Origin of the sequence: Natrinema sp. HArc-T2 (assembly GCF_041821085.1) — an archaeon.
Taxonomy (GTDB): domain Archaea; phylum Halobacteriota; class Halobacteria; order Halobacteriales; family Natrialbaceae; genus Natrinema.
Genome location: NZ_JBGUAZ010000010.1, coordinates 12650 through 33822 on the forward strand (window position 1 = coordinate 12650; position 21173 = coordinate 33822).

General features: G+C 58.7%; 22 protein-coding genes and 1 pseudogene. 13 read left to right on the top strand and 10 right to left on the bottom strand.

What is annotated here, in order from left to right:
- Positions 1-26: 26 nt before the first annotated feature.
- A complete protein-coding gene (locus ACERI1_RS17075; RefSeq protein ID WP_373619667.1) occupies positions 27-1811 on the bottom strand; it encodes an aldehyde ferredoxin oxidoreductase family protein in 1785 nt (594 codons plus the stop codon).
- A 129-nt stretch (positions 1812-1940) separates the two neighbouring features.
- Between ACERI1_RS17075 and ACERI1_RS17080 the strand changes: the two genes are divergently transcribed.
- The gene (locus ACERI1_RS17080; RefSeq protein WP_373619668.1) at positions 1941-2687 is read left to right on the top strand and encodes an enoyl-CoA hydratase/isomerase family protein; all 747 of its coding nucleotides are present in this window, start codon (positions 1941-1943) and stop codon (positions 2685-2687) included.
- A gap of 20 nt (positions 2688-2707) precedes the next feature.
- On the opposite strand, the gene ACERI1_RS17085 is transcribed toward ACERI1_RS17080, so the two are convergent.
- Together ACERI1_RS17085 and ACERI1_RS17090 are read right to left on the bottom strand one after the other, a co-directional pair.
- The gene (locus ACERI1_RS17085; protein WP_373619669.1) at positions 2708-3313 is read right to left on the bottom strand and encodes an N-acetyltransferase family protein; all 606 of its coding nucleotides are present in this window, start codon (positions 3311-3313) and stop codon (positions 2708-2710) included.
- 68 nt (positions 3314-3381) lie between these two features.
- Entirely contained in the window at positions 3382-3834 is a 453-nt protein-coding gene (locus ACERI1_RS17090; RefSeq protein WP_373619670.1) for a MaoC family dehydratase, read from the bottom strand.
- A 257-nt stretch (positions 3835-4091) separates the two neighbouring features.
- On the opposite strand from ACERI1_RS17090, the gene ACERI1_RS17095 reads away from it, so the two are divergent.
- From ACERI1_RS17095 to ACERI1_RS17110, 4 genes are read left to right on the top strand one after another with little or no spacing between them, the layout of a single operon-like run.
- A complete protein-coding gene (locus ACERI1_RS17095; RefSeq protein WP_373619671.1) occupies positions 4092-4589 on the top strand; it encodes a hypothetical protein in 498 nt (165 codons plus the stop codon).
- Positions 4586-6082 (top strand): UbiD family decarboxylase, encoded by a 1497-nt coding sequence (locus ACERI1_RS17100; RefSeq protein WP_373619672.1) that lies wholly within the window; start codon positions 4586-4588, stop codon positions 6080-6082. The genes ACERI1_RS17095 and ACERI1_RS17100 overlap by 4 nt, the downstream gene beginning before the upstream one ends.
- Complete coding sequence (locus ACERI1_RS17105; RefSeq protein ID WP_373619673.1) at positions 6079-7500, top strand: UbiD family decarboxylase; 1422 nt, start codon at positions 6079-6081, stop codon at positions 7498-7500. The genes ACERI1_RS17100 and ACERI1_RS17105 overlap by 4 nt, the downstream gene beginning before the upstream one ends.
- On the top strand, positions 7493-8449 hold the full coding sequence (locus ACERI1_RS17110; protein WP_373619674.1) for an MBL fold metallo-hydrolase: 957 nt from the start codon (positions 7493-7495) through the stop codon (positions 8447-8449). The genes ACERI1_RS17105 and ACERI1_RS17110 overlap by 8 nt, the downstream gene beginning before the upstream one ends.
- A 233-nt stretch (positions 8450-8682) precedes the next feature.
- Here the strand turns inward: ACERI1_RS17110 and ACERI1_RS17115 are convergent, their stop codons facing one another.
- The 6 genes from ACERI1_RS17115 to ACERI1_RS17140 form a co-directional block, all read right to left on the bottom strand.
- Positions 8683-9525, bottom strand: a complete 843-nt coding sequence (locus tag ACERI1_RS17115) for an enoyl-CoA hydratase/isomerase family protein (RefSeq protein ID WP_373619675.1) — start codon at positions 9523-9525, stop codon at positions 8683-8685.
- 125 nt (positions 9526-9650) lie between these two features.
- A complete protein-coding gene (locus ACERI1_RS17120) occupies positions 9651-9827 on the bottom strand; it encodes a hypothetical protein (RefSeq protein ID WP_373619676.1) in 177 nt (58 codons plus the stop codon).
- Positions 9828-9832: 5 nt separating this feature from the next.
- Positions 9833-10597, bottom strand: a complete 765-nt coding sequence (locus ACERI1_RS17125) for a Phenylacetic acid catabolic protein (RefSeq protein ID WP_373619677.1) — start codon at positions 10595-10597, stop codon at positions 9833-9835.
- On the bottom strand, positions 10590-10802 hold the full coding sequence (locus tag ACERI1_RS17130; protein WP_373619678.1) for a phenylacetic acid degradation PaaB family protein: 213 nt from the start codon (positions 10800-10802) through the stop codon (positions 10590-10592). Before ACERI1_RS17130 ends, ACERI1_RS17125 begins: the two co-directional genes overlap by 8 nt.
- A gap of 9 nt (positions 10803-10811) precedes the next feature.
- A complete protein-coding gene (locus tag ACERI1_RS17135) occupies positions 10812-11204 on the bottom strand; it encodes a metal-sulfur cluster assembly factor (RefSeq protein ID WP_373619679.1) in 393 nt (130 codons plus the stop codon).
- Between the two features lies 1 nt (position 11205).
- Complete coding sequence (locus ACERI1_RS17140; RefSeq protein ID WP_373619680.1) at positions 11206-12126, bottom strand: Phenylacetic acid catabolic protein; 921 nt, start codon at positions 12124-12126, stop codon at positions 11206-11208.
- 461 nt (positions 12127-12587) lie between these two features.
- On the opposite strand from ACERI1_RS17140, the gene ACERI1_RS17145 reads away from it, so the two are divergent.
- Positions 12588-13085: an N-acetyltransferase family protein gene (locus ACERI1_RS17145; RefSeq protein ID WP_373619681.1), complete on the top strand. Its 498-nt coding sequence runs from the start codon at positions 12588-12590 to the stop codon at positions 13083-13085.
- 3 nt (positions 13086-13088) lie between these two features.
- Positions 13089-13373 carry a 2Fe-2S iron-sulfur cluster-binding protein gene (locus ACERI1_RS17150; RefSeq protein ID WP_373619682.1) on the top strand — a complete coding sequence of 95 codons (285 nt, stop codon included), beginning with the start codon at positions 13089-13091 and terminating at the stop codon, positions 13371-13373.
- A 781-nt stretch (positions 13374-14154) separates the two neighbouring features.
- On the opposite strand, the gene ACERI1_RS17155 is transcribed toward ACERI1_RS17150, so the two are convergent.
- Positions 14155-15789, bottom strand: coding sequence for an acyl-CoA synthetase (locus tag ACERI1_RS17155; RefSeq protein ID WP_373619683.1), 1635 nt, complete (start codon positions 15787-15789; stop codon positions 14155-14157).
- A gap of 432 nt (positions 15790-16221) precedes the next feature.
- Here ACERI1_RS17155 and ACERI1_RS17160 point away from each other — a divergent pair, with 432 nt between their 5' ends.
- The 6 genes and pseudogenes from ACERI1_RS17160 (at position 16222) to ACERI1_RS17185 (ending at position 21036) form a co-directional block, all read left to right on the top strand.
- Entirely contained in the window at positions 16222-17445 is a 1224-nt protein-coding gene (locus tag ACERI1_RS17160; protein WP_373619727.1) for an ABC transporter substrate-binding protein, read from the top strand.
- Between the two features lie 99 nt (positions 17446-17544).
- Positions 17545-18414, top strand: a complete 870-nt coding sequence (locus tag ACERI1_RS17165) for a branched-chain amino acid ABC transporter permease (protein WP_373619684.1) — start codon at positions 17545-17547, stop codon at positions 18412-18414.
- Positions 18415-19494 carry a branched-chain amino acid ABC transporter permease gene (locus ACERI1_RS17170; RefSeq protein ID WP_373619685.1) on the top strand — a complete coding sequence of 360 codons (1080 nt, stop codon included), beginning with the start codon at positions 18415-18417 and terminating at the stop codon, positions 19492-19494.
- A gap of 2 nt (positions 19495-19496) precedes the next feature.
- A pseudogene (locus ACERI1_RS17175) lies at positions 19497-20091 on the top strand (ABC transporter ATP-binding protein); the annotation flags it as partial.
- 95 nt (positions 20092-20186) lie between these two features.
- Positions 20187-20312 carry a hypothetical protein gene (locus ACERI1_RS17180; RefSeq protein WP_373619728.1) on the top strand — a complete coding sequence of 42 codons (126 nt, stop codon included), beginning with the start codon at positions 20187-20189 and terminating at the stop codon, positions 20310-20312.
- Complete coding sequence (locus ACERI1_RS17185; protein ID WP_373619686.1) at positions 20305-21036, top strand: ABC transporter ATP-binding protein; 732 nt, start codon at positions 20305-20307, stop codon at positions 21034-21036. The genes ACERI1_RS17180 and ACERI1_RS17185 overlap by 8 nt, the downstream gene beginning before the upstream one ends.
- Positions 21037-21173: the final 137 nt, after the last annotated feature.

Here is a 21173-nt window from a genome sequence, read left to right on the forward strand (position 1 = left end):
TCGTGGCTACGACTCGTGGGTGTCGTCTACGTCTCGCCCGTTGGTGGAGTATCGAGCGGCGTCTCGTCGTCGACGATATCATCGAGATCGAGTCGGACGAGCGTTTCGGCGAGTGGCCGACCATTCGGTCCCCAGCCTCTGGTCGCATAGTAGCGCTCGAGCGCTCGCTCGAAGTCGTCCGGATCGATGGCACTATCGCGTCCATGCGCGCCAGGGAGTGATTTCCGGAACACTGACGGAAGACTGTCGTCTGCTCTCTCGAACCCCTCTCGAACATTGAATAGTCGAACAAGCGTCCAGACTCGTTCGCCAAGTCGATAGAGGTCGCTCGAGTCGTACGATCGACCGAGCGCAGCCAGCCACTCTGCCCCTAAATCATCGAACACCTCGCCAAGGAAGTCGTCCGTCGGCAGACTCCAGAGGACCGAGCGAACGTTCTGTGCGGTGACGACCGCACGAACCTGCGTCTGGAGCGACCACTCTTCGTCGAAGACTTCGCGCTCGAAGGGACGTGCACGGCGGTGGCAGGCACCACGATCGCTCGTCGCGTACGCAAGCGCCATGCTGCCAGCCTGTCGCGGATCGTACGACGGCACGGCCATCGACTTCACGGTCGGCACGAACGCCTCGCCACCGTATCGATCGGCGGCAACAGCGACGCCGTCGGCTAACGCGTCCGCGACCGTCCCCTCTCGAGTCGCGATCCGTTTGATCAGTTCCGCGGCGGCGTCGGCGTCGCCAAAGGAGACCTCGAGATCGATATGTCCCGCGTCGGCAGCGCGGATCGCCCATGCAACCGCGTTTCCGGCACTGATAACGTCCAGTCCGAGCCGGTCACAGCACGCACCAAGTGTTGCGACGTCGTCGAAATCATCGATCCCAAGCCCGGCACCTAGCGTCATCGCAGTCGCACCGCGCGGGACGGTCTCGCCGTCCTCGGTTTCGATGCGAAAACCGCCGGGATAGTCTCCGTCGGGATACTCTCGCTCGACGGCAGACGCTTTGGCGGCTTCGACGCCGATCGCGTCGCTCTCGCCGAACGTCGTCTCCTGCCACCCTCGCGTCGCGAGCAGCCCGGTCTCGTCGGCGAAATCGAGACTCTCGATCGTCGCGCCCGCGTGTAACCACTGGCCGGTATCGTGTTCCTGATAGGCCTCGGCGTACGTCCGGTGGAGCTTCGCAAGTTCGCCGGTCGGCTCGAGTTCGTCCCCACGGACGGCGATCGCCTTGAGTCGTTTTGCGCCCATCACCGCACCCGCGCCGCCGCGACCTGCGTGGTGATCGCCGCCGTCGGATGCGATCGACGCGTACCTGACCATCGCTTCACCCGCGGGACCGATACACGCGACCGCGGCGTCGGGAAATGCATCCGCGACGGCGTCGGTCGTAGCCCCGGCGAGGTCGGCAGCCGTCTCAAGCGTGACTTCTCCGTCATCGATCTGGATCACGGTCGGAACGTCTGCACGTCCCGTCACGAACAGGCCGAGACAGTTCGGAAGCGCACCCGCGAGACGGGCAGGGAACTGGCCGCCAGCGTAGGAGTCGAGAAAGCCACCAGTGAGCGGCGATTTCGTGACCGCAGCGTATCGCGTTTCGCCGGGCAGATAGCCCGACAGCGGCCCGAGCATGAAGCCGAGGACGTTGTCGGGCCCCAACGGATCGACGTTTGCCTCGAGTTCCTCGTAGAGATAGCGAGCACCGAGCCCCTTGCCGCCGAGAAACTGCCGTCGCCACCGCTCCGGGACGCGTTCGTGACGAACCGTCCGCGCCGAGAGGTCGACCCAGCAGACGTGGTCGCGCGTCTGTGTCACGGTCCCAACCACGAGTCGGTCGAATAAACGCTTTCTGACTCGAGCGGGGACGGGCCGAGTCGTGCCGACGTGATACGTGAGAGTGTTGAGTCTAGCAAAATTTAACAGCCGCGGACGACAGGATGCCGTATGAACGTCGAAGATCAGAACGGCGTACGGACGGTCACGTTCGACCGGCCCGAATCGTTGAATGCGTTTACCGCCGATGCAGCCAAAGCGCTCGCACAGGCCATCGAAGGCGTCGATGCAGACCAGCACGATGCGATCGTTCTCACTGGCGAGGGCGAGGCGTTCAGCGCTGGTGGCGATCTCGAGGCGATGGCCGAACGCGATGAGACGCCGAAGGAGTCCTTCGACCGGACACGCGAGACGCTCGGACGAGTCGTCGAGACAGCCCTCACGTCGGACGTGCCGATCGTCGCAAAGGTAAACGGCGATGCCGTCGGTGCCGGACTCGCCGTCACTGCCGTGAGCGATTTCGCCTACGCCGCTGACTCCGCGTCGTTTAGCTGTGCGTTCGCACGAGTGGGTCTCGTTCCAGATACCGGCGGAACGTTCCTGCTTCCCCGGCTTGTCGGCCTCCGGACGGCCAAACGGCTGGCGTTAACCGCCGAGTTCATTTCCGCAGCCGAAGCCGCCGACCTCGGGCTGATCAACGAGGCCGTCCCGGACGACGACCTTGATGCCACCGTCGATGACCTCCTCGAGACGCTCCGCAAGCGACCGACGGCAACGCTCGGACTGACAAAGCGTGCGATCCACGAAAACATGGGACGGTACTGGCAGGAGGCCCTCGACCACGAACTCCTCACGCAATCGCTCGCATACGGCACGCCGGAACACGAGGATGGTGTGAACGCCTTTCTCGAACGGTGATCGTGGGCAGCTTCCGTCGGTCACTCACGCTTGGCCGGTGGTCGCTGAACCTGGTCGGCGATCGGCAACTGGAGTTCGAGCGCCATTGCGAGTTCCGAGAGTTTCCGGTTGGTCACTTCGAAGCCGATGTTCTGGTACACTGAGATCGCCTGTTTGTTTCCCTTGGCTACCTCGAGCGTCAACGCTTGGTGGTTCTTGTCCTTTGCGTACGCGATCAGCTGTTTGATGAGTTCAGAGCCGATCCCGCTGTTCTGAAAGTCCTGATGAACGAAGATAATGAACTCAGGACTGTCCGAATCGGCAGGAACCACTGCGGTGTGGCCGACGATGCGGTCATCAGCAACGACGACCAAGTTCCATCCGTTCGTAGTTAACCGATCGACCCAGGTCTCGAGTCGTGAGCGCCCTTTCGGGGGCAACCCCATCGTTCGGTTGTAGTCGTCGATTTCCTCGTACATCGTGAGTAGTGACTCTCGATCGCTGGACCGATAGCAGCGAGCGATGAAGGCATCGCCGTCTGCATCCCGGAATCGCGGGCATCGTGGTGGACAGTGCGGCGTGCCCTCACATTCCCCGTTGTCCCACGCGGTACAGGCTGGTGTCGCTGTCTCAGACCCAACGGTCATATCGGTTTGTTTCTTCGGCAGGCACTTAATTTGTCACTCGGACCTATTGGCCTGCTAGTATATTTGTCTCACTCGCGTCGCTCGACCAGTTCGCGGTTCTCGAGCGAGAGCACTTCGGTCCCGGACTGGTTCAGCACCGAAATCTCCTCGTGGACGATTCCGGTCGTTGGGTCGCTCTCGGAGGGCCGCGTCTCGACGATCGTCGTCTCGACGGCGAGCGTATCGCCCGGGCGAACCGGCGCGTGCCATCGGACGTTGTCGATCCCGATGCCAGCGATGACGGCCCGGTCGCTGCGAACCTCCTCGACGAGCAGCCGAACCGACAGGGAAAGTGTATGGTAGCCGCTGGCAATGAGGCCCTCGTACCGACTTTCGGACGCTGCTTCCGGGTCGGTATGGATGGGAAGCGGATCGAACTGCTGGGCAAACTCGACGATTTCGTCAGCAGAAACCGTCACCTCGCCGCAGTGAATCGTCGCTCCGGCGGAGATGTCCTCGAGATAGACCGTATCGCTATCCATATCTGGCATCGATACGAGGAACTCGCTCGTGTGAGCACTTTATATTGCCGGCTATCAGTCCGTGCTCATCCATTGCGACTCACGCGCGACCGACGTCTCCCCCACATTGTCCAAGAGAGTGATATTCAGTTGACACACTGGAAAACCGTGTATGGGGACGAAACGAGCGCGGCTGCAGTTAATTATGAATATAAAACATGTCCGATCGGATAGAGGGGGATTTTATTTGGAGGCATCCCCCATATCCGATATCAAGTATGGCAGGAAAGTACATCACATCCGAAAGCAACTTACCGGAGAACCCCGAGGGGGAGGAGATCCAATTACAGGTCAGTGATGAAGAAACGAAAGAAATTTTCACTATTCGGGCCAGAGTCGATCGAGAACCAGACAACCTTCTCGATCCCGACACCCTCACTGTCGTGAAAGGCCCCCACGAGGACACTGAAGAGGAGTGGTACGTCGATGTTCTCGAGACTGACAGTGGAGAACCGATCGATACCGAACTTCTAGAGTCGACGATGAACGCGCTCGAGGACAAGTCAACCGTGATTAATACCCGGTCGAAGGAAGTGAAGACGCTCCTGCAATACCTCACGGAGAAAGGGGAGTACAACTCCGTCTCAGAGGCAAGCCGGACGATTATGCTCGAGTATCTCTCCGAGGCCTACCCGGACCTCGTCAGTGAGTACATCGATCTCAAAGTGCAGTCTGAACGAAGCGAGTTGGCTGACGAACTGCACGATCACCGATGACGATCAGTAGTCTTCGGCAGTACATCCAGCGACTCGAGACACGAGATGAGTTACATCGAATCACGGAACCGGTCTCATGGAATTTAGAGGCTAGTGCTGTCACGATGCTGTTAAACGAAGAAGACAGTAGCGTGCCACTGTTCGAAAACGTCGAGGCAGCGCGGCTCATCGGCGATCCGTATCGGGGATCACAGCGCAGGCCATGGGATCGAATCGCGCTCGGACTGGAATTACCGACAGACCTATCATATCGTGAATATTATGAATCGGTTATCGAGCGGTTGAAAAATCCGGTCGAGCCTGTCACGGTCGCTGCCGATGACGCGCCGTGTAAGGATGTCATCCAGACGGGAGACGACGTTGACCTGTTGGATTTTCCCTGGCCGTACATTCACGCGGGTGACGGTGGCCGGTATTCGAATCTCCATACGCTTATTGCACCTGACCCAGACTCCGAGTGGGTCGACTGGTCGTACCACCGATCGATGATTCACGATAGCGAGACGGCCAGCGTGCTCTTGCTTGCGGGTGAACAGACGCCGAATATGTACTATTACAAGTACGAGCGGCGAAACGAGCCGATGCCAGTCGCGATCGCCGTTGGCGTCGAACCTGCCGTTCAGTATGCGTCTGTCATGTGGATCCCGACGGGCCGGAACGAGGCGGAGTACGCGGGCGGGTTGAAACAGGGACCGGTTGAACTCGTTCCCTGTGAAACGAACGATCTCTTGGTTCCAGCGACGGCAGAACTTATCATTGAGGGTGAGATTCTTCCCGATGAACGGCGCGACGAAGGGCCGTTTGGCGACTATTTCGGGTATATGAATGGGCCCCGACGGTCGATGCCGCTGTTCCGAGTGACGGGTATTACCCACCAGACGGATCCGATACTGCCGTTCTGTGTCGAAGGGGTCGGGGTCGGACATACGGAAAACACGACCAGTTCGATGGAGGTCGGCTGCGTCGGCCCGGACGCAACGCTCGGGCTTCGAACGGCCGGGTTCGACGTCGAATGCTGTGCACCGTGGAAATCGACGCCGAGAACGGTGTACGCGATCTCGACCGAGAAAACCAACCCCAGCTATCTCCACGATATGGCGAACTTCATCTTCACGACATGGGGGATGCTCCACGTCGACTTCTTCATATTCGTCGATGCCGACGTCAACCCGCTCGATCAGCGAGCAGTTCTCGAGGCGCTTGCGTTACATGCGGATCCGGATACGGACTTTCACCAGTTCGGTGTTGAAACGATGCCGAAAGTGCCGCTGAACATCTATCAAACGCCGACCGAGAAGGGCGACGTTCAGACTGGGACGTCGAAAGCAAAAACATCGAAAGCGTACATCGACGCGACGAGTACGGAGTCCGAACGCGAGAGCCGCGATACCGACGACGTGGAGCGTAAATATCGGGCGCAAAAAATACTCAAACGAGCCGGTATCGAGTCGGAGACGTTCTCGTTTATTGAGCCAGGAGACTCAGCGCAATGACAGCAGTACGACAGCATCTTGATCGACTCAGCGAAACGGACGATCTGATCACCATTACGGAACACGTTCACTGGGACGGCATGGTTGCCGAGGTCGCAAGCGAGGCGATACAGCATAACTGTCCCGTCACGCTGTTCGAGAACACATCCGGCGCAGTACGGCTTGCGAGTGGCGTTTACGGTGGTGCTGACCAGTTCGCCAGTAAAGACCAACAGCCGTGGCAACGAATTACGCAAGCACTTGACCTCGGTGCGGACTGTTCGTACAGCGAGTTGATCGAGCGGCTAGCACAGTGGAACTCGGCCAGCATCGACGATCAGTTCACCGATGAGGCGGAAGCGACAGTTCGTAACGATACTGACCTCTACGGCCTCGGTCTGCCGACGACCAGCGACGGAACGCCGCTCATGTCTCTCGGCCTTCTCGTCGTCGAGAAAGACGGCATCACGACCTGGGCACCGATCAAGGGACAAGCCCAGCGAAGCAGAACGCTTCGAGTATCTGTTCCGAAAGCCTTCGCGGAGTGGTGTCCGCCACAGGCAGATGCAAGCGTCGTGCTCGGCGTCTCGGCTGCTCCACTTATTGCGGCGCTGCAGGGATGGACACAGGTACAGACGACGCCTGCCGTCCCGAAACTGGCAGCAGGATTGACAGACGTTTCCCTGACATCGATCGGCTCGCGGACCGTTCCGGCAGACGCTGAGGTTCGCATCGACGGCCACATGAGCATCGGACCCGAGACCGAACCCGATGACAACGTAACAAAGGCAGCGTGGGAACTCGCGTGTGAGACCGAAACAATCACGATCGAAACCGACACGATTGCGCTCCGCGAGCAGCCGACCGTTCCGTTTACACCACTCGGTGAACCGCTGACCGACGATCTCCACCTACTGTGTCTCGTCGAGACGGCGAAACTCTTTCGACGCGTCAACAATTACTGGGGTGCCTCACCAGTCGAATGGATCCAGATCCCGGTCGAAGGGCGGCTTGGCTTCTGTATCGTCTCGAGTGAAATTCTCTATGCGGGATTCGAGTGGCAACTGGCGAACACGCTCTTTTCGTTTTCCGATCTGTTCGACAAAGTACTCGTATTAGACGAACAGGCGGATCCGACGAATCTTGCTCGCTCGCTCGACGATATGTGGGTCAAAGCCCATCCTGCCAACGACTGGACATTCAGCGAACCGAACGCCTCACGCGCAACCGCCCCCGTCTATCGTCCCGACGAGAACGGATCGCAGCTCTATATCAACGCCACGTGGGATCCACGATGGGACGAAGAGTACATCGCGCCCCGCGTTACCTTCGAGACGACGTTTTCGGAGAACGTACTCGAATCGATTGCCGACAGGTGGAACGAGTTGGGCCTTGGTGAACTCCTCGACAAGCAGGAAATTGGTGACGTCCATGAATGATACTATCCGAATTCCGGTCGGCAACGGCTCGCCAGAAGGAACGAATAGCGCATATGTCCTTCCGGACCGTGGCGTCGTCATTGACCCCGGGCCACCGTCCGAGGCGGCGTGGGACGCTCTTCGAGACGGGATTACTGACGCTGGCCTCGCACTCGAGGACGTCGAACACGTCCTCGTCACCCATTGGCACATCGATCACGCCGGCCTGACAGCCCGGCTCGCAGACCGTGCGAACGCGACAGTACACGCCCACCGGAACGATGCACCGTTGATCGGCGAGTACGCGACCGCTCGCCCACAGCGGCTTCGCCGTGACCGGCAGGTACTCGCGCAGTGGGGAGTGCCGGAATCGATCCGAACTGGCGTGCTGGATCGTGATACGCCGTCGCCGCTGCCCGACTCGTTCCCTGTCGTTCGACACGACGACGGCGAGACTATCGCCGGTGTCGAACTCGTTCACACGCCCGGACATACGAGCGGGCACAGCTCGCTACGGACGAGCGACGCGGTATTCCTCGGTGATCTGTTGTTACCGACGTATACCCCGAACGTCGGCGGCAGCGATACGCGACTCGAGGATCCGCTTGGGCGCTACCTGTCGTCGCTTCACCGTCTCGACTCGGCCCCGAAAGACGGACTCCCGGGGCATGGAACGCCACTCGAGATCGCGACCGCGATCGACGAGGTGAAACGTCACCATCGAGAGCGAGCCAGAGCAGCCTTTCGTGCACTCGCGACGCCAGAGCCAGCGGCACAGACGCCGTGGGACGTCGCACAAGCGTTGTTCGGAGAGATGCGCGGTATCCACGCGAAATTCGGTGCAGGCGAGGCGACCGCACATCTGCAGCGGCTCGCCGAACTGGGGATCGTCGACCGTCTCGAGGGAACACCGACTCGCTATCGTCCGAGCGTTGACGCGTACCCAGCAGAGCTATCCTTGACACCGTAGCACACGTAGTATTCCGGTTTTTCGACGCGATTAACCCAGATACGAGCAACCGTCGAATAGACACACGGCTACGAACGACTTAAAAGCGGAAACGGTAGTGTCGAACACCAGTCCGCAACCACCTGGTCGCACCTCGCATGCGAGCGTGTGTGGGCGACGGTATATCGACAGCGTACCTGTCGAGGCACAAGTCACCCGCAGAGGTGTGGGTGGGGACAGAACCTTCCGTGGTATTACTCTTCAGCGCCGGGTTCCTTGTCGCCGAGTTCGACGCCCAGGAAGTCCGGTTCGCGGTCCTCGAGGAACGCGGAGACACCTTCCTCTGCGACATCGGAGCCGAGCAGTCGGTTCTGGAGCTCGCGCTCGTGGACCAGTGCGTCCTGCAGCGGCATCTCGAGGCCTTCGTTGACCGCGAGCTTGTTGTTGCCGACCGCGACGCTCGGCTTTTCGACGAGTTCTCGGGCGAAGTCGAAGGCAGCGTCTTCGATCTCCGACGGCGGGAAGATCTTGTCGAAGATCCCTTTCTCGGTTGCCTCTTCCGGCGTGAACGTCTCACCGGTGAGCATCATCTCGAGTGCCTCAGACCGGTCGATGTACCGGGGCAGGAGCTGGGTCCCCGCCTCGCCAGCGATGAGACCGAGGCTGATCTCGGGCATTCCGATGTTATAGCCGTCGTCGTTGCCGACGTAGCGGAAGTCACAGGCGAGTGCAAGCTCGAGGCCACCACCCATACAGTGACCGTTGACCATCGCGATGAAGATCGTGTCGGTCGAGCGGATCTTCATCATGACTTCCTTGCTCGTCTGGCTCGCGTAGCCGACCTGGCGGCCGGACTCCTCGGCCAGCTCCTGGATGTCGAAGCCGGTCGAGAAGAACTTCTCGTTCTCGCTTCCGAAGAGCACAGCGCGGACGTTCTCGTCGAATCGGATGGACTCGACAGCACGCTGCAGCTCGAGCAGGACGTCAATGTCGTGTGCGTTTGCCGGTGGTCGGTTGAGACGGAGCACACCAACGTGGTCGGTTACTTCCGTTGTGAAGTACTCCAGTTCAAGCTCGTCGAACGATTGGAGTTGCATACAAAACACCAATCGCACCAACCATATATAAATCTTTCTAACGAAGGTCCAATATGCAAGCGAGAAACGCTGAGGATAGCAAATGCTACGGGTACCGAGGACGGTTTATCAGTCGACTGAGCTACCTATCGACCGGTGTCCGGACTCGAGCCGTCGTATTTGATCCGTTCGAACACGGTGTTGCAGCCGTGGCAGTAGTACTGCGTCTTCGAAATCTCGCTTCCGAAGGCGGATTCCTGTTCGGTGTCCGCTGACTCACAGAACGGACACACCACGGTTGGCTCCGAGAGCTGGTCGTTCATGGTGATCAGTTCAGTGCGAACAGTTCGTTCTCCTCGCCTCGGATCTGTTTGAGTTCCGTCTCACTGATCGACCCGCTGTCAACTCGTCGTCGCGTTTCGTCCCACTCCTCGGACGCGGGTGCGTCCCAGTCGACAGCGTCGAGCGAGACAGCCGTGTCCGCGAACAGGTTCTGGTAGTGCTCGATGAACGACTCACGGATGTCGGCGATCGATCGATCCGTAAAGCCAGCCTCGAGCAGTGGATCCTCCGCGTCGTCGTATGCTGCCGGCCCGATGAAGGCCAGTGCCTGTGGCAGCGTCTTTTCGAGGGTCTGCTGGATCGTCTCGGGGTCCTCGTCAGCGAGGGTTTCGAGGCGCGCATCGTGATACTCGAGATGGAAGTACTCGTCTTCACCCATCTTGGTGATCAGGCCGTCCAGATCGTCCTGATCGATCGCGTCGAGCAGATACCATGCGGCGCGATCTGCGGGCGCAATCGAGGCGATGTACGAGGTCCACTCGCCATCGATCTGATCGATAGACGCGGCGTTTGCGAATTCGTCCGGGTCGCGCTGTCCTTTCAGCCAGTCGTCGTCGCGGCCCTGCGCTTCCAGTTCGTTGGCCAGTTGCCGGACGTGGCCGATTTCTTCCTGTGCAGCACTCGAGCCACCGATGTCGTCCTCGAGCGTAGGACCTGCGAGACTCCATTGGCCGTATCGGAAGCCGAGGACGAGTTTCGTGTCGTGGATCGCCTGCACGTAGTCGACCGCTTGGTCGGGCCAGTCACTCATTGGGAGCCACCTCGGGCGTGGGTTGTGCGTCAGGATTTACTTCGTGGACGTCGTTCTCTCTGACGACAGCAAGGTAATCCCAGTCTTCTTCATCGAACGTATTGTGTGCGTACATCTGTGCGAGTTTGTCGCTCTGTGCGGTGACGTTACCGATGTAGGTCGTCTGGTCACCGGCGTTGAGTCGTGCGAAGACTTCGTATTTCATTGGTCTGTGTTACAGGCTGATGCCTGCCTCGTGCATTTTTTTGCGAACCGATTCGGTGAGCATGTCCTTCGTCCAGACGGGATCCCAGACCACGTCGATCTCGACCTCGTCGACGCCGTCGATCACCGACAGACAGCTCCGGATATCGTTGTGGATCATGTCGTACGCCGGACAGCCCATGCAGGGGAAACTCATCTCGACGGTCACGTGTCCATCGTTGTTTCGGACGTCGTAGATCATCGCCATCTCGACGATGCTGACCGGGATGTGTGGATCGGGGATCTCGTCGATGATGTCCCAGAGTTCCCGCTCGAACGGCGTCGAGTCGGCGCGTCGCTGCTCGACGAACTCACTAGTTTCGGACACGTCCGCTGTGCTGGTGTTTCGCTGTGCGCTTGACATGTTAGACCTCGACTTCGACGGTACCGGATTGGATCAGGTTGACGTACTTCTCGTTGGCCGGTCCGCGACCGCGCCAGCGATCGATGACGTCGTCCCACGAGATCTGCTCGTCGTAGCGCCACTCCTTGTTGTCCGCGTCGAACGCGATCGGCATGTCGTACTCGAGGACGTATTTCTCTTGCTCCTCGTCGTAGTGAGCTGGGACGTCGAGATCGAGTTCGGTCAGGAACGGCATCGATCGGCTGAGCCAGTCCTGTCGGAGCTCGTCGTTGGACTTACCCTTGATACGGTACTCGAGTTGTTCGTCGTGTTTCTTTTTGTCGTCCGGGAGGCCGAACCATTCGACGCCGATGGGGAACATCCAGTCGACGGCGTCCTGCAGCATCTCTCGGGTCTTTTCGCTGTTGTTTGCGAGGCGGCGCATCCACGTCTCGCCATGGCGGAGGTGGAACTGCTCTTCCTTGCTGACCTTCGTGAGCGCGCGTTTCCATGGCGCGTACGAGGTATTCTCGTGAACGTCGCCCAATAGAGTGATCCCTGCTCGGTCGAACAGGCCGTGTGCCGTCACGAGCTCTGCGAAGTTGTCGATGTGCTGGTCGAACCCGTAGGTGTTGCGGAACTCGTGGGGTTCGCGCCCGTAGATGAGCTCCTCACGGTCTTCGCCCAGGTCCTCGAGCAGGCGATAGGCGATGTGACCGTGGCCGAGCTCGTCCTGGATGACGCTGATACACGATGCGCGTGCGTCGAGCGACGGCGCGTTGAGCGACTGGTCGTAGTACGCGGGTGCGCTCATCAGTTCCGTATCGCCCGAGACCAGCAGGATCTGCTTGAGGGCCTTCTTGTACCCATCAGTCATCTCCTCGGTCGATTCGATCATTCGCCCGTTCTGCAGCTCTTTTTTGAATTGCTTGTCTGTTGCCATAGCGCTGATCTTCCATTAGACCCTTTCAATCCCAGGGATATAATTGTTTCCTGTATACGCTTTGTGTATCTACTGTTTTCATCACTGGTGGTTATACTGTTGGCGGAATCGAGGGCCACATCACCCACAGACGACCGGTTGATCACCGGGCAATGGCCACCAATCGCCCCCAATCGTAGTGGATCGTGTCCGCGCGCGCGGCGTCGCCCGCGCCGCGTGATGCTGTAGTTCCTCCCACGATGTCGTCAACAGTGCAGCCGAGACATGTCCGCATGCAACACCGCGACTCCAAATCGCTTGAGTACAGCTAAATTGATGTCTCGTACGGGTTTCTCCGGGAAAATAGCCTCGCTGACCGCCGTCATTCTCGGCAGAAATATCAGCTATGAGTAGGTAAACTATTGACAAAATGGTTCGACTTACCAGTGCATTTTTTAATAGTCCGACCCTGACGGTAGTACATGACGTACCAGATACGACAGGCGAACCCAGACGACGGCACCGAACTGCTGGAACTATGGCACGGATTTACGAGCCATCTCTCAGAGCACGATGAGCGATACGAACACAAAGAAACCGCCAACGATCGGTGGCTCCAGTACTTCGAAAACCAGCTCGTCGACTCGAAATACGGGACTGTCATCGTCGCGGAACATGAGGAGTCCGGTGACCTCGTCGGCGTGCTCGAGGCGCGTATCATGGGCAATCACCCGATTTTCCGGCTGCAGGACCACGGATACATCAACGGCCACTTCGTCGAGGAAGCCCATCGCGGCAACGGTGTCGGGGCTGCGTTGCTGGACGAAGTTCATGACTGGTTCACGCAGTCGTCGAAGGATATCGACTTCTACCGCGTCGATGTCATCCACGGCGACGACTCTTCCGAAGCGTTCTACGAGGCGAACGACTTCGAACCGGTCGAGCATGTCTTCGAACGGTCCATCGATCAGGAGCAGTGAGCAATGGTCGAAAGTTATACTGTGGAGTTCGTCGACGAGGGACAGACGATCGAAGTACCAGCGAATAAGCCGATCCTCGAAGCAGCGGAAGAAGCCGGACTGACTCCCCCCTACCAGTGTCGGATGGGCGTTTGCGGGGTCTGCTCTGCCATGATCGTCGAAGACGGTGAGGTCGATCAGACGGAAGGGATGTTCCTGTCCGACAGCGAAAAAGAGGAAGGCTATGCCCTGACCTGTATCGCAAAGCCGCGATCGGACCTTCGTATCCGAACGGACGAAGGCCCCTGAACGAACGCGACGCCCTCCTTTTCACCACACCCCATTCTTGAGAGTCGCAGAAGCACTCTCTGATCAGCGACCGCATCGACCCAGTAACGATCGCAGAGATGCATCAGCAGCTGGTCGGTCGCCCACCTTCTGGTTGGAGTGGTGTATACGGGGATCGTATACGGAAATCGTCTGTGCACCGGCCAGGTATTTACACCAGTACAACTGTAATTACACCGGTCGCCGAGCTGTCCGTGATCGGCCCATTCTCGAGAAGTGATTCTACATCGAATTACAACCGTACTGTTGTAATCGGATACCATCCTCAAGCCGAGTGCAGTCAAGCGACGAGGTCTGCTCCAGCATTTGTATACATCTTTCGTATACAATATTGTATACGGGATGGGAATACGATCGCTACCGACTCGAAAAACTCGATCGGCCTCTCAGGTCCTGTCCGGTCCCACGATTCACACGCGACTGAACTCGAACAGCTGTCGCCGGCGGTGTCTCTCTACGAGTAGCAAGCGCCGACGTTCATCGGACCGATCGACCGGCATCCGGAGAAGACGCGCGAGCAGTGCCTCGTCGACCTCATCCGACGGTGACGAGTCGAGAAGCGCGATTACGTACGTTGAAACCGATACAATATCCAAGAGTTAGACTGGTCTGAGAAGGCGAGACAGACAGAAACGACTGCAACAGGTGTCGGTAGGTGCATCGAAAAGTCTGCCCGAGAGAGGCAAGACAAGGCAATCGACAACGGCGAAATCCGACGCGGTTCGTCTCTGAAAGGCCGTTGTTAGCTGTGCTCTTGTTCCCGCAGTTCCGTCCGACGGATCTTTCCGGTCTCCGTCCGCGGAAGAGTCTCACAGAACTCGACCTTGCGCGGATACTTGTACGGCGCAAGGGTGTTCTTGACGTGGTTTTGGAGTTCCGAGACCAGTTCGTCACTACCGGAGACACCGTCGCTCAGGACGACGAACGCTTTCACGACTTCACCGCGTTGGTCGTCCGGACTGCCGACGACGGCGACCTCGGAGACCGATTCGTGTTCTTCGACAACTGCCTCAACTTCGGGTCCGGGGATGTTGTACCCACTCGAGATAATGAGATCGTCGTCACGGGACTTGTACTCGAGTCGACCGTCCTCACGCTGGACGAAGATGTCGCCCGGAATCGACCAGCCGTCCTTGTTCGCCCCGATCTGTTTTTCAGGTCGGTCCCAGTATTCGATACCAGTTGGACCGCGAACCGCGAGGTGACCTGGTTCACCGCGTTCCAGCTCTTCGCCAGTGTTGGGATCGATGATCTTGCACTCGTATCCGGGGACCGGGTAGCCGGTCACGTTCGGATCGATCTCCTCATCGTGGCGGTGGCTGATGAAGATGTGCAGCATTTCCGTCGTCCCGATCCCGTCAAGAATCTCGACCCCGTATTCGGATTTGAAATTCTCGAACGTCGTTGGAGTCAACGGCTCACCTGCACTGAGTCCGAGGCGAAGCGACGAGACATCGTATTCATCAGGCCCGTCCGGATGTCGTGAGAGGATCTGGTTGTATCCTGTTGGAATCGAACAGAAGACCGAGATGCCGTGATTTTCGATCGCTTCCAGTAAGTCGCCAGGAGACGCATCTTCGACGAGACTCGTACTCGCACCGAACCGAAGCGGGAACGTCACGAGGTCACCGAATCCGTACGCGAAGGGCAGCGGTGGGTTGCCACCAAAGACGTCGTCTTCCGTCGGCTCGATACAGTAGCGGGCATACGTATCTGCGGTGGCCAGCATGTTCCGATGGGTGTGAATTGCACCCTTTGGCCGCCCGGTCGTCCCGCTCGTATACAGCATCAACGCGAGATCGTCGCGCTCGGTCTCGTAGGCCTCGAGTTCGTCACTGGCGTCGTCGATCAGACCGTCGTAGCTGTGATAGCTGTGATCGATCCCGTTGCGTTCGGCAACGATGATGTCGTCGACGGTCTCGAGTTCGGGAAGCGCGTTCTCGATTTCGTCGAGGAGATCGTCGTAGACGACGACGGCTGACGCTTCGGCGTTGTTGATGATGTACTCGAGTTCTTTTGCTCGCAAGAGCTTCATCGATGGGAGCGCGACCGCACCGATTTTCTGGGCTGCCAGACACGAGACGATCGCCTCTGGTCGATTGGGGAACCGGACGACGACCCGATCGCCGGCTTCGATACCGAGGTCACGGAGCGCGTTCCCCATGCTGTTTACCTTCTGCTGGAGTTCCTCGTACGTGAGTGTCCGATCTTCGAAGTAGACCGCAACGTTGTCGCCGCGTCCCTCGCGGACGTGACGGTCGACCAGCTCGTCGGCCACGTTGATTTGCTGTGGATAGTGTGCTTCCGGTACCGCGTGGATGTACTCAGGGGTGTTCGATTCGTCTGGAAGGTACCCCTCTGTGATACCATCTTGCATGTACGGTCTATCTATAATAGCTTTTCATAATATAGCTGCCGGTTCCTACGTATCCGAATAGGATAATAAGAATACAGAAAGGTGTAATAATATTGAACATATGCTGGAACGAATGTCCATAGATTCAGCGCTAACAACACTCTTCGCCGCAACTCCCATCAATTAATATTAGCCACGGTTTGATCGCCGGCCTGACCAGCATCGGTCCGGAAACAGGAGCACATTGCTCACGCGCAGTCGATAGGATGCACCCACATTACATTGGACTCATCCAAGCTCGAAGGGTCCAATTCGAAATAGTGAGATCCGCATTTGAAACCTCGTTGTGATATTTCACGAACCGGTGGTCGTTCCCACCATATAGACGAAATTTATATATATGGTAATGCTACACAGTAGAGTATGGTTCGCAAACTCACGGACGAGAGTACCATGAGGAATGAAAACACACAGACAAAGTCATCGACGCTATCGAGACGACAATATCTCACAAGTGGGGCGGCAGTCGGTGTCGGAGCCGCACTCGGTGGCTGCCTCAGCGGCGGACACGACGGTCTGACAGTCGGATTTGCACTGCCGTTTACGGGCACGTATACGATGCTCGGAGAGAGTATCGTCAACGGGTTCGAACTCTACCTCGAGCAAAACGACGGGCAGATCAACGGTGAAGAGGTCGAAACAGTCGAGCGTGACACGGAAGCGAACACGAATCGCGGCGTGGACGTGACGCGGGAACTGCTGGTCGAAGAACGCGCGGATGCGATCGTTGGCCCCGTCTCGAGTGCCGTCGCGATCGCGATGATGCAGACGATCCAAACCGAGGCGAGCGCGATCTGGCTGAACGCGAACGCGGGCAACTACCGTATCGCGGAGGAGGGCTGTCTGAACTACCACTTCAGAACGTCGTTCAACGACTGGCAAACGAGTGCCCCGCTGGCACAGTGGGTATACGACAACGTCGCCGACAACGTGTGTCTGTCGTATGCTGATTACGCGTTCGGACAGAACTCGAAGAACTTCTTCAAAGAGGCGTTTACCGAAGCCGGTGGCGAAGTCGTCGACGAAGTCGGTGCGCCGCTTGGCACCAGTGACTACTCATCGTATCTCGGAGATATCGAGAGCAGCGGCGCTGATGCGGTGTTTTCGTTCTTTGCGGGGAGCGACGCCGTCAACTACATCTCCGACTTCGCCGAGTACGGGCTCAACAACGAGATGACCCAGACCGGAAGCGGATTCCTGTTGTCGGAAGATACGCTTCCCGCACAGGGTGAGGCCGCACTCGGCATGTACTCGCTGCTGCACTACACGCCGACTCGAGACGCCGAGCGAAACCAGCAGTTCGTCGAGAACTACAACAACGCCTATGATAGCACGGCCAACGTCTACGCTTGCCAGGGGTACGATTCCGCACAGGCGTTCGCTGCTGCGGTCGAAGAATCGGGTGGCTCGGATCCCGATGCCATGGCGAACGCCCTCAGTGGGATGGAACTCGATAGCCCACGCGGGAGTTTCACGTTCAACCCCGAAACACACGAAGCGGTGCAGGACATGTACGTGCGGGAAGTCGTCGAAAGCGACGGCGAAAATCCCGTCGAGAACGAAGTCGTCACGACGATCGAACAAGTCGAAGGCCCCAGCTGGGGATGCAGCCTGTGATTCGTATGGACCGTCCAAGACATCCACACGGTAGTAATCGCACAGACGAGAGAGCGCATTGCCGAGCGAGGCGAGCGAGAGCGGAGGTGACCGCCAGCCATGATTGACTCGATCCTTCGGGCGACGTTACTGGGGATCCAATCCGGGATGACCCTCGCACTGATCGCCGCAGGGCTGACGCTCATCTTCGGGATGCTCGACGTCATCAACTTCGCGCACGGGGCACTCTACATGCTCGGTGCGTACTTCGGTGTCGTCATCGCAGCACAGCTGGGCAGCTTCTGGCTTGCCCTGTTGCTTGCACCGTTGGTGGTCGGCGTCGTCGGGGTTGCAATCGAGATGCTGTCGCTCCGACCGCTCTACGGTCGCAACCCCCTCTACCATATCTTGCTGACCTTCGGGTTCGCGATTATGATACAGGGGGCCGTCGTGCAGATCTGGGGTGGACAGGCGAGACAAATCCCGAAACCAGACGTTCTCACCGGAACGGTGACACTGGGAGCGTTCGATTACCCACTGTACCGGCTGTTCGTCCTCGTCGTGAGCACGCTCTTGATAGCTGCCGTATGGCTAGCGATCGAGCGGAGTAACCTCGGCATCCTCATGCGAGCCAGTGCGCAGGACACGGAGATGGTCAACGCGCTCGGGATCGACGTTTCGAAGGTGTTCACCGGCGTCTTCGTGTTCGGTGCGGTGCTGGCCGGACTCGCGGGAGTATTACTCGGTGTGTCGCGCTCAGTCGACCCCGGCATGGGAATGGGCGTCATTATCGAAGCGTTCGTCATCGTCGTCATCGGCGGGTTGGGGAGTTTCCGCGGTGCTGTCTATACCGCGCTCCTGATCGGTCTGGTAACCGCGTACGGTGCATTGATCGTGCCGACGTTGACCGAACTGTTCCTCTTTGCACTGATGGCAGTGGTACTTATGATCAAACCGAACGGCCTGTTCGGCACGGCGGAGGCAGCATAGATGCAGCAAGTGTTCGACTTCATCCGGCGACAGCGACCGTCTGAGACGGGGAACCAGATCCTCTCGAGTGGCGGACGGCTCGTCTTGGTACTGGCCATCGCCAGTCTCGCCGCACTGGGACCAGTCATCCAGTCGGTACAGCCCTTCTGGCTGAACCTCCTGATCCGAATGCTGACGTTCGCACTCCTGGCGCTGAGTCTGGACTTCATCTTCGGCTACGCAGGACTGCTCTCGTTCGGCCACGCCGCGATGTACGGTGCTGGCGGGTACGTCGCTGCGTTACTAATCACGAGAGTGACTGCGAGCGCGCTCGTCGTCTTACCGGCAGCGATCATCACTGGCGTGATCACGGCCGCAGTGATCGGCTGGGTTAGCGTGCGAGCACGTGGCATCTACTTCGCCATGCTGACGCTGGCGTTCGCACAGATGATCTACATCATCGCGTTTACCGATCTCCCAGCGGCGATCCTCAGCATGGAAACGGTTACAGGTGGTGACAACGGTCTCTACGGGATTCAGCTGTACGAACTGTTCGGGATCGACTTCCGCAACCGGCTCAATTACTACTACCTGACGCTGGGAATCGTCGCCCTCTCGCTCGCCGGACTGGTTCGACTCGCCAACTCCCCGTTCGGACGCGTTCTACAGGGCATCCGCGAGAACGAAGACCGGATCGAGTTCATCGGGTACGACGTCGACCGGTACAAAGTCATCGCGTTCGCGATCAGCGGCGGCTTCGCCGGTCTCGCCGGTGGACTGTACGTTCCGTTCCAGAGCGTCGCAAACCCCGAACTGCTACACTGGACGGTTAGCGGTGAACTCGTCGTCATGGTGTTACTCGGCGGCATGGGAACGTTCTGGGGCCCAATGGTCGGCGCTGGACTCGTCGTCTTCCTCGAGGATCGACTCGGTGGTGTGGCAAGCTGGGAGGTCATCCTCGGTGGACTGTTCGTTGCAGTGGTAATTTTCGCCCCGCGTGGACTCGCTGGGATGATCGTCGCCGTGCGAAACGATCCCCGCGCCGCACTCGGCAAGGCATTACAGGCACTCAAAAACTACCTCGACGCGGTGAGAGGGTAACCATGAGCAGCAACGCAAACGAACTCGAGCAAGTGGATGGACCGCACCCGAACACATCGAGTGACGCGATCCTTCGGACCGACGGCTTGACCAAACGGTTCGGACCGCTGACCGCGACCGATAACGTCTCACTCGAGATCCAAGAGAACAGCATCACCTCGATCATCGGCCCGAACGGGGCTGGGAAGACGACGCTGTTCAACCTCATCACTGGCAAGTACGAGCCGACCGACGGGCAGATCGTCTTTCAGGACGAGTCGATCGGTGGCAAAGACCCACACCAAATCGTTCGTCACGGGATCGTTCGCTCGTTCCAGATTACGAACTTCTTTACCGAACTCACGACGATCGAAAACGTCCGCCTCGCCGCACAGGCCCGATACACCGGCTTTGGACCGACGGATTTCCTCAAACATCACGCATCACTCGAGGAGCCGATTAACGACGCAATGCGCGTTCTCGAGCGAGTCCAGCTGGACGACGTTGCCCACGAGCCTGCATCGAACCTCTCGTACGGGCAGCGACGACATCTCGAGATCGCGATTGCGCTCGCGTCGGACCCGGATCTCCTGTTGATGGACGAGCCAACGGCAGGGATGAGTCCCGAAGAGACGAACGAAACCGTGGAGCTGATCGAAGACATCGCGACGGATATTACGCTTATTATCATCGAACACGATATGGAGATTGTAATGGGAATTTCCGATCAAATTGCGGTGTTAAACAACGGATCGCTGTTGACACAGGGACCGCCAGCGGAGATTCAACAGGACGAACGCGTCCAGCGGGCATACCTGCGTGGTGGTAGCCGTGACTGACGCTCGAGCAGCCGATCGACTGTTGACGGTCGATTCGATCGATACCCACTACGGGGACAGTCACATCCTCTTCGATCTCTCGCTTGCCGTCGATCGTGGCGAGATCGTCGCATTGGTCGGTCGAAACGGGGCCGGAAAAACGACGACGCTCCGAAGTGTCATGGGGGTAACGTCGATCACGAACGGAGCAATCACGAAAGAGGAAGATCAGCTCCACGAGTTAGACCCACATGAGGTTCGGAAACACGGGATCTCGTGGATTCCCGAAGAACGACGCGTCTTCGGGAACTTGACCGTCGAGGAGAACCTTCGGCTGGCAGCACACAGCGGCGACGACGACCAGGCGGACCAATTCGAGGAGATCTATACGCAGTTTCCGCGACTCGACGAGCGACGGGACCAGAAAGCGGGAACGATGAGCGGCGGCGAACAACAGATGCTGGCGATCGCACGTGCGCTGCTCGGCCCCGAAACGGATCTGCTCCTCCTCGACGAACCAAGCGAGGGACTCGCCCCACAGATCGTCGACGACGTTGCCGATATCATTCGGCAACTCAACGAACGTGGCGTCACCATCCTGCTCGTCGAGCAGAACGCCGAAATGGCACTCGAGTTAGCGGATCGAGCATACGTCCTCGAGACTGGCGAGATCGTCCACGAATCGGCTGCTTCAGAACTGCTCGCCGACCGCGAAACGATGGAAAGCTACCTCGGTGTCCAATGACTGTCCCACGTGGGATGCACTCAGAACGGCTCAGCGCACACGTGAGCGACGGACGACCGAGTTCCCCGACGCGAACCCAGCCTCCGGCTCCCGCAGCGGCGGCATTCCGCGATACTCGTCGGAACTGGAGCAACTGG

Coding starts and splice junctions, on each gene's coding strand:
- ACERI1_RS17080 (WP_373619668.1), top strand. CDS start 1,941: ATGAACGTCGAAGATCAGAACGGCGTACGGACGGTCACGTTCGACCGG.
- ACERI1_RS17085 (WP_373619669.1), bottom strand. CDS start 3,313: ATGACCGTTGGGTCTGAGACAGCGACACCAGCCTGTACCGCGTGGGAC.
- ACERI1_RS17090 (WP_373619670.1), bottom strand. CDS start 3,834: ATGGATAGCGATACGGTCTATCTCGAGGACATCTCCGCCGGAGCGACG.
- ACERI1_RS17095 (WP_373619671.1), top strand. CDS start 4,092: ATGGCAGGAAAGTACATCACATCCGAAAGCAACTTACCGGAGAACCCC.
- ACERI1_RS17100 (WP_373619672.1), top strand. CDS start 4,586: ATGACGATCAGTAGTCTTCGGCAGTACATCCAGCGACTCGAGACACGA.
- ACERI1_RS17105 (WP_373619673.1), top strand. CDS start 6,079: ATGACAGCAGTACGACAGCATCTTGATCGACTCAGCGAAACGGACGAT.
- ACERI1_RS17110 (WP_373619674.1), top strand. CDS start 7,493: ATGAATGATACTATCCGAATTCCGGTCGGCAACGGCTCGCCAGAAGGA.
- ACERI1_RS17115 (WP_373619675.1), bottom strand. CDS start 9,525: ATGCAACTCCAATCGTTCGACGAGCTTGAACTGGAGTACTTCACAACG.
- ACERI1_RS17120 (WP_373619676.1), bottom strand. CDS start 9,827: ATGAACGACCAGCTCTCGGAGCCAACCGTGGTGTGTCCGTTCTGTGAG.
- ACERI1_RS17125 (WP_373619677.1), bottom strand. CDS start 10,597: ATGAGTGACTGGCCCGACCAAGCGGTCGACTACGTGCAGGCGATCCAC.
- ACERI1_RS17130 (WP_373619678.1), bottom strand. CDS start 10,802: ATGAAATACGAAGTCTTCGCACGACTCAACGCCGGTGACCAGACGACC.
- ACERI1_RS17135 (WP_373619679.1), bottom strand. CDS start 11,204: ATGTCAAGCGCACAGCGAAACACCAGCACAGCGGACGTGTCCGAAACT.
- ACERI1_RS17140 (WP_373619680.1), bottom strand. CDS start 12,126: ATGGCAACAGACAAGCAATTCAAAAAAGAGCTGCAGAACGGGCGAATG.
- ACERI1_RS17145 (WP_373619681.1), top strand. CDS start 12,588: ATGACGTACCAGATACGACAGGCGAACCCAGACGACGGCACCGAACTG.
- ACERI1_RS17150 (WP_373619682.1), top strand. CDS start 13,089: ATGGTCGAAAGTTATACTGTGGAGTTCGTCGACGAGGGACAGACGATC.
- ACERI1_RS17155 (WP_373619683.1), bottom strand. CDS start 15,789: ATGCAAGATGGTATCACAGAGGGGTACCTTCCAGACGAATCGAACACC.
- ACERI1_RS17160 (WP_373619727.1), top strand. CDS start 16,222: ATGAGGAATGAAAACACACAGACAAAGTCATCGACGCTATCGAGACGA.
- ACERI1_RS17165 (WP_373619684.1), top strand. CDS start 17,545: ATGATTGACTCGATCCTTCGGGCGACGTTACTGGGGATCCAATCCGGG.
- ACERI1_RS17170 (WP_373619685.1), top strand. CDS start 18,415: ATGCAGCAAGTGTTCGACTTCATCCGGCGACAGCGACCGTCTGAGACG.
- ACERI1_RS17180 (WP_373619728.1), top strand. CDS start 20,187: ATGGGAATTTCCGATCAAATTGCGGTGTTAAACAACGGATCGCTGTTG.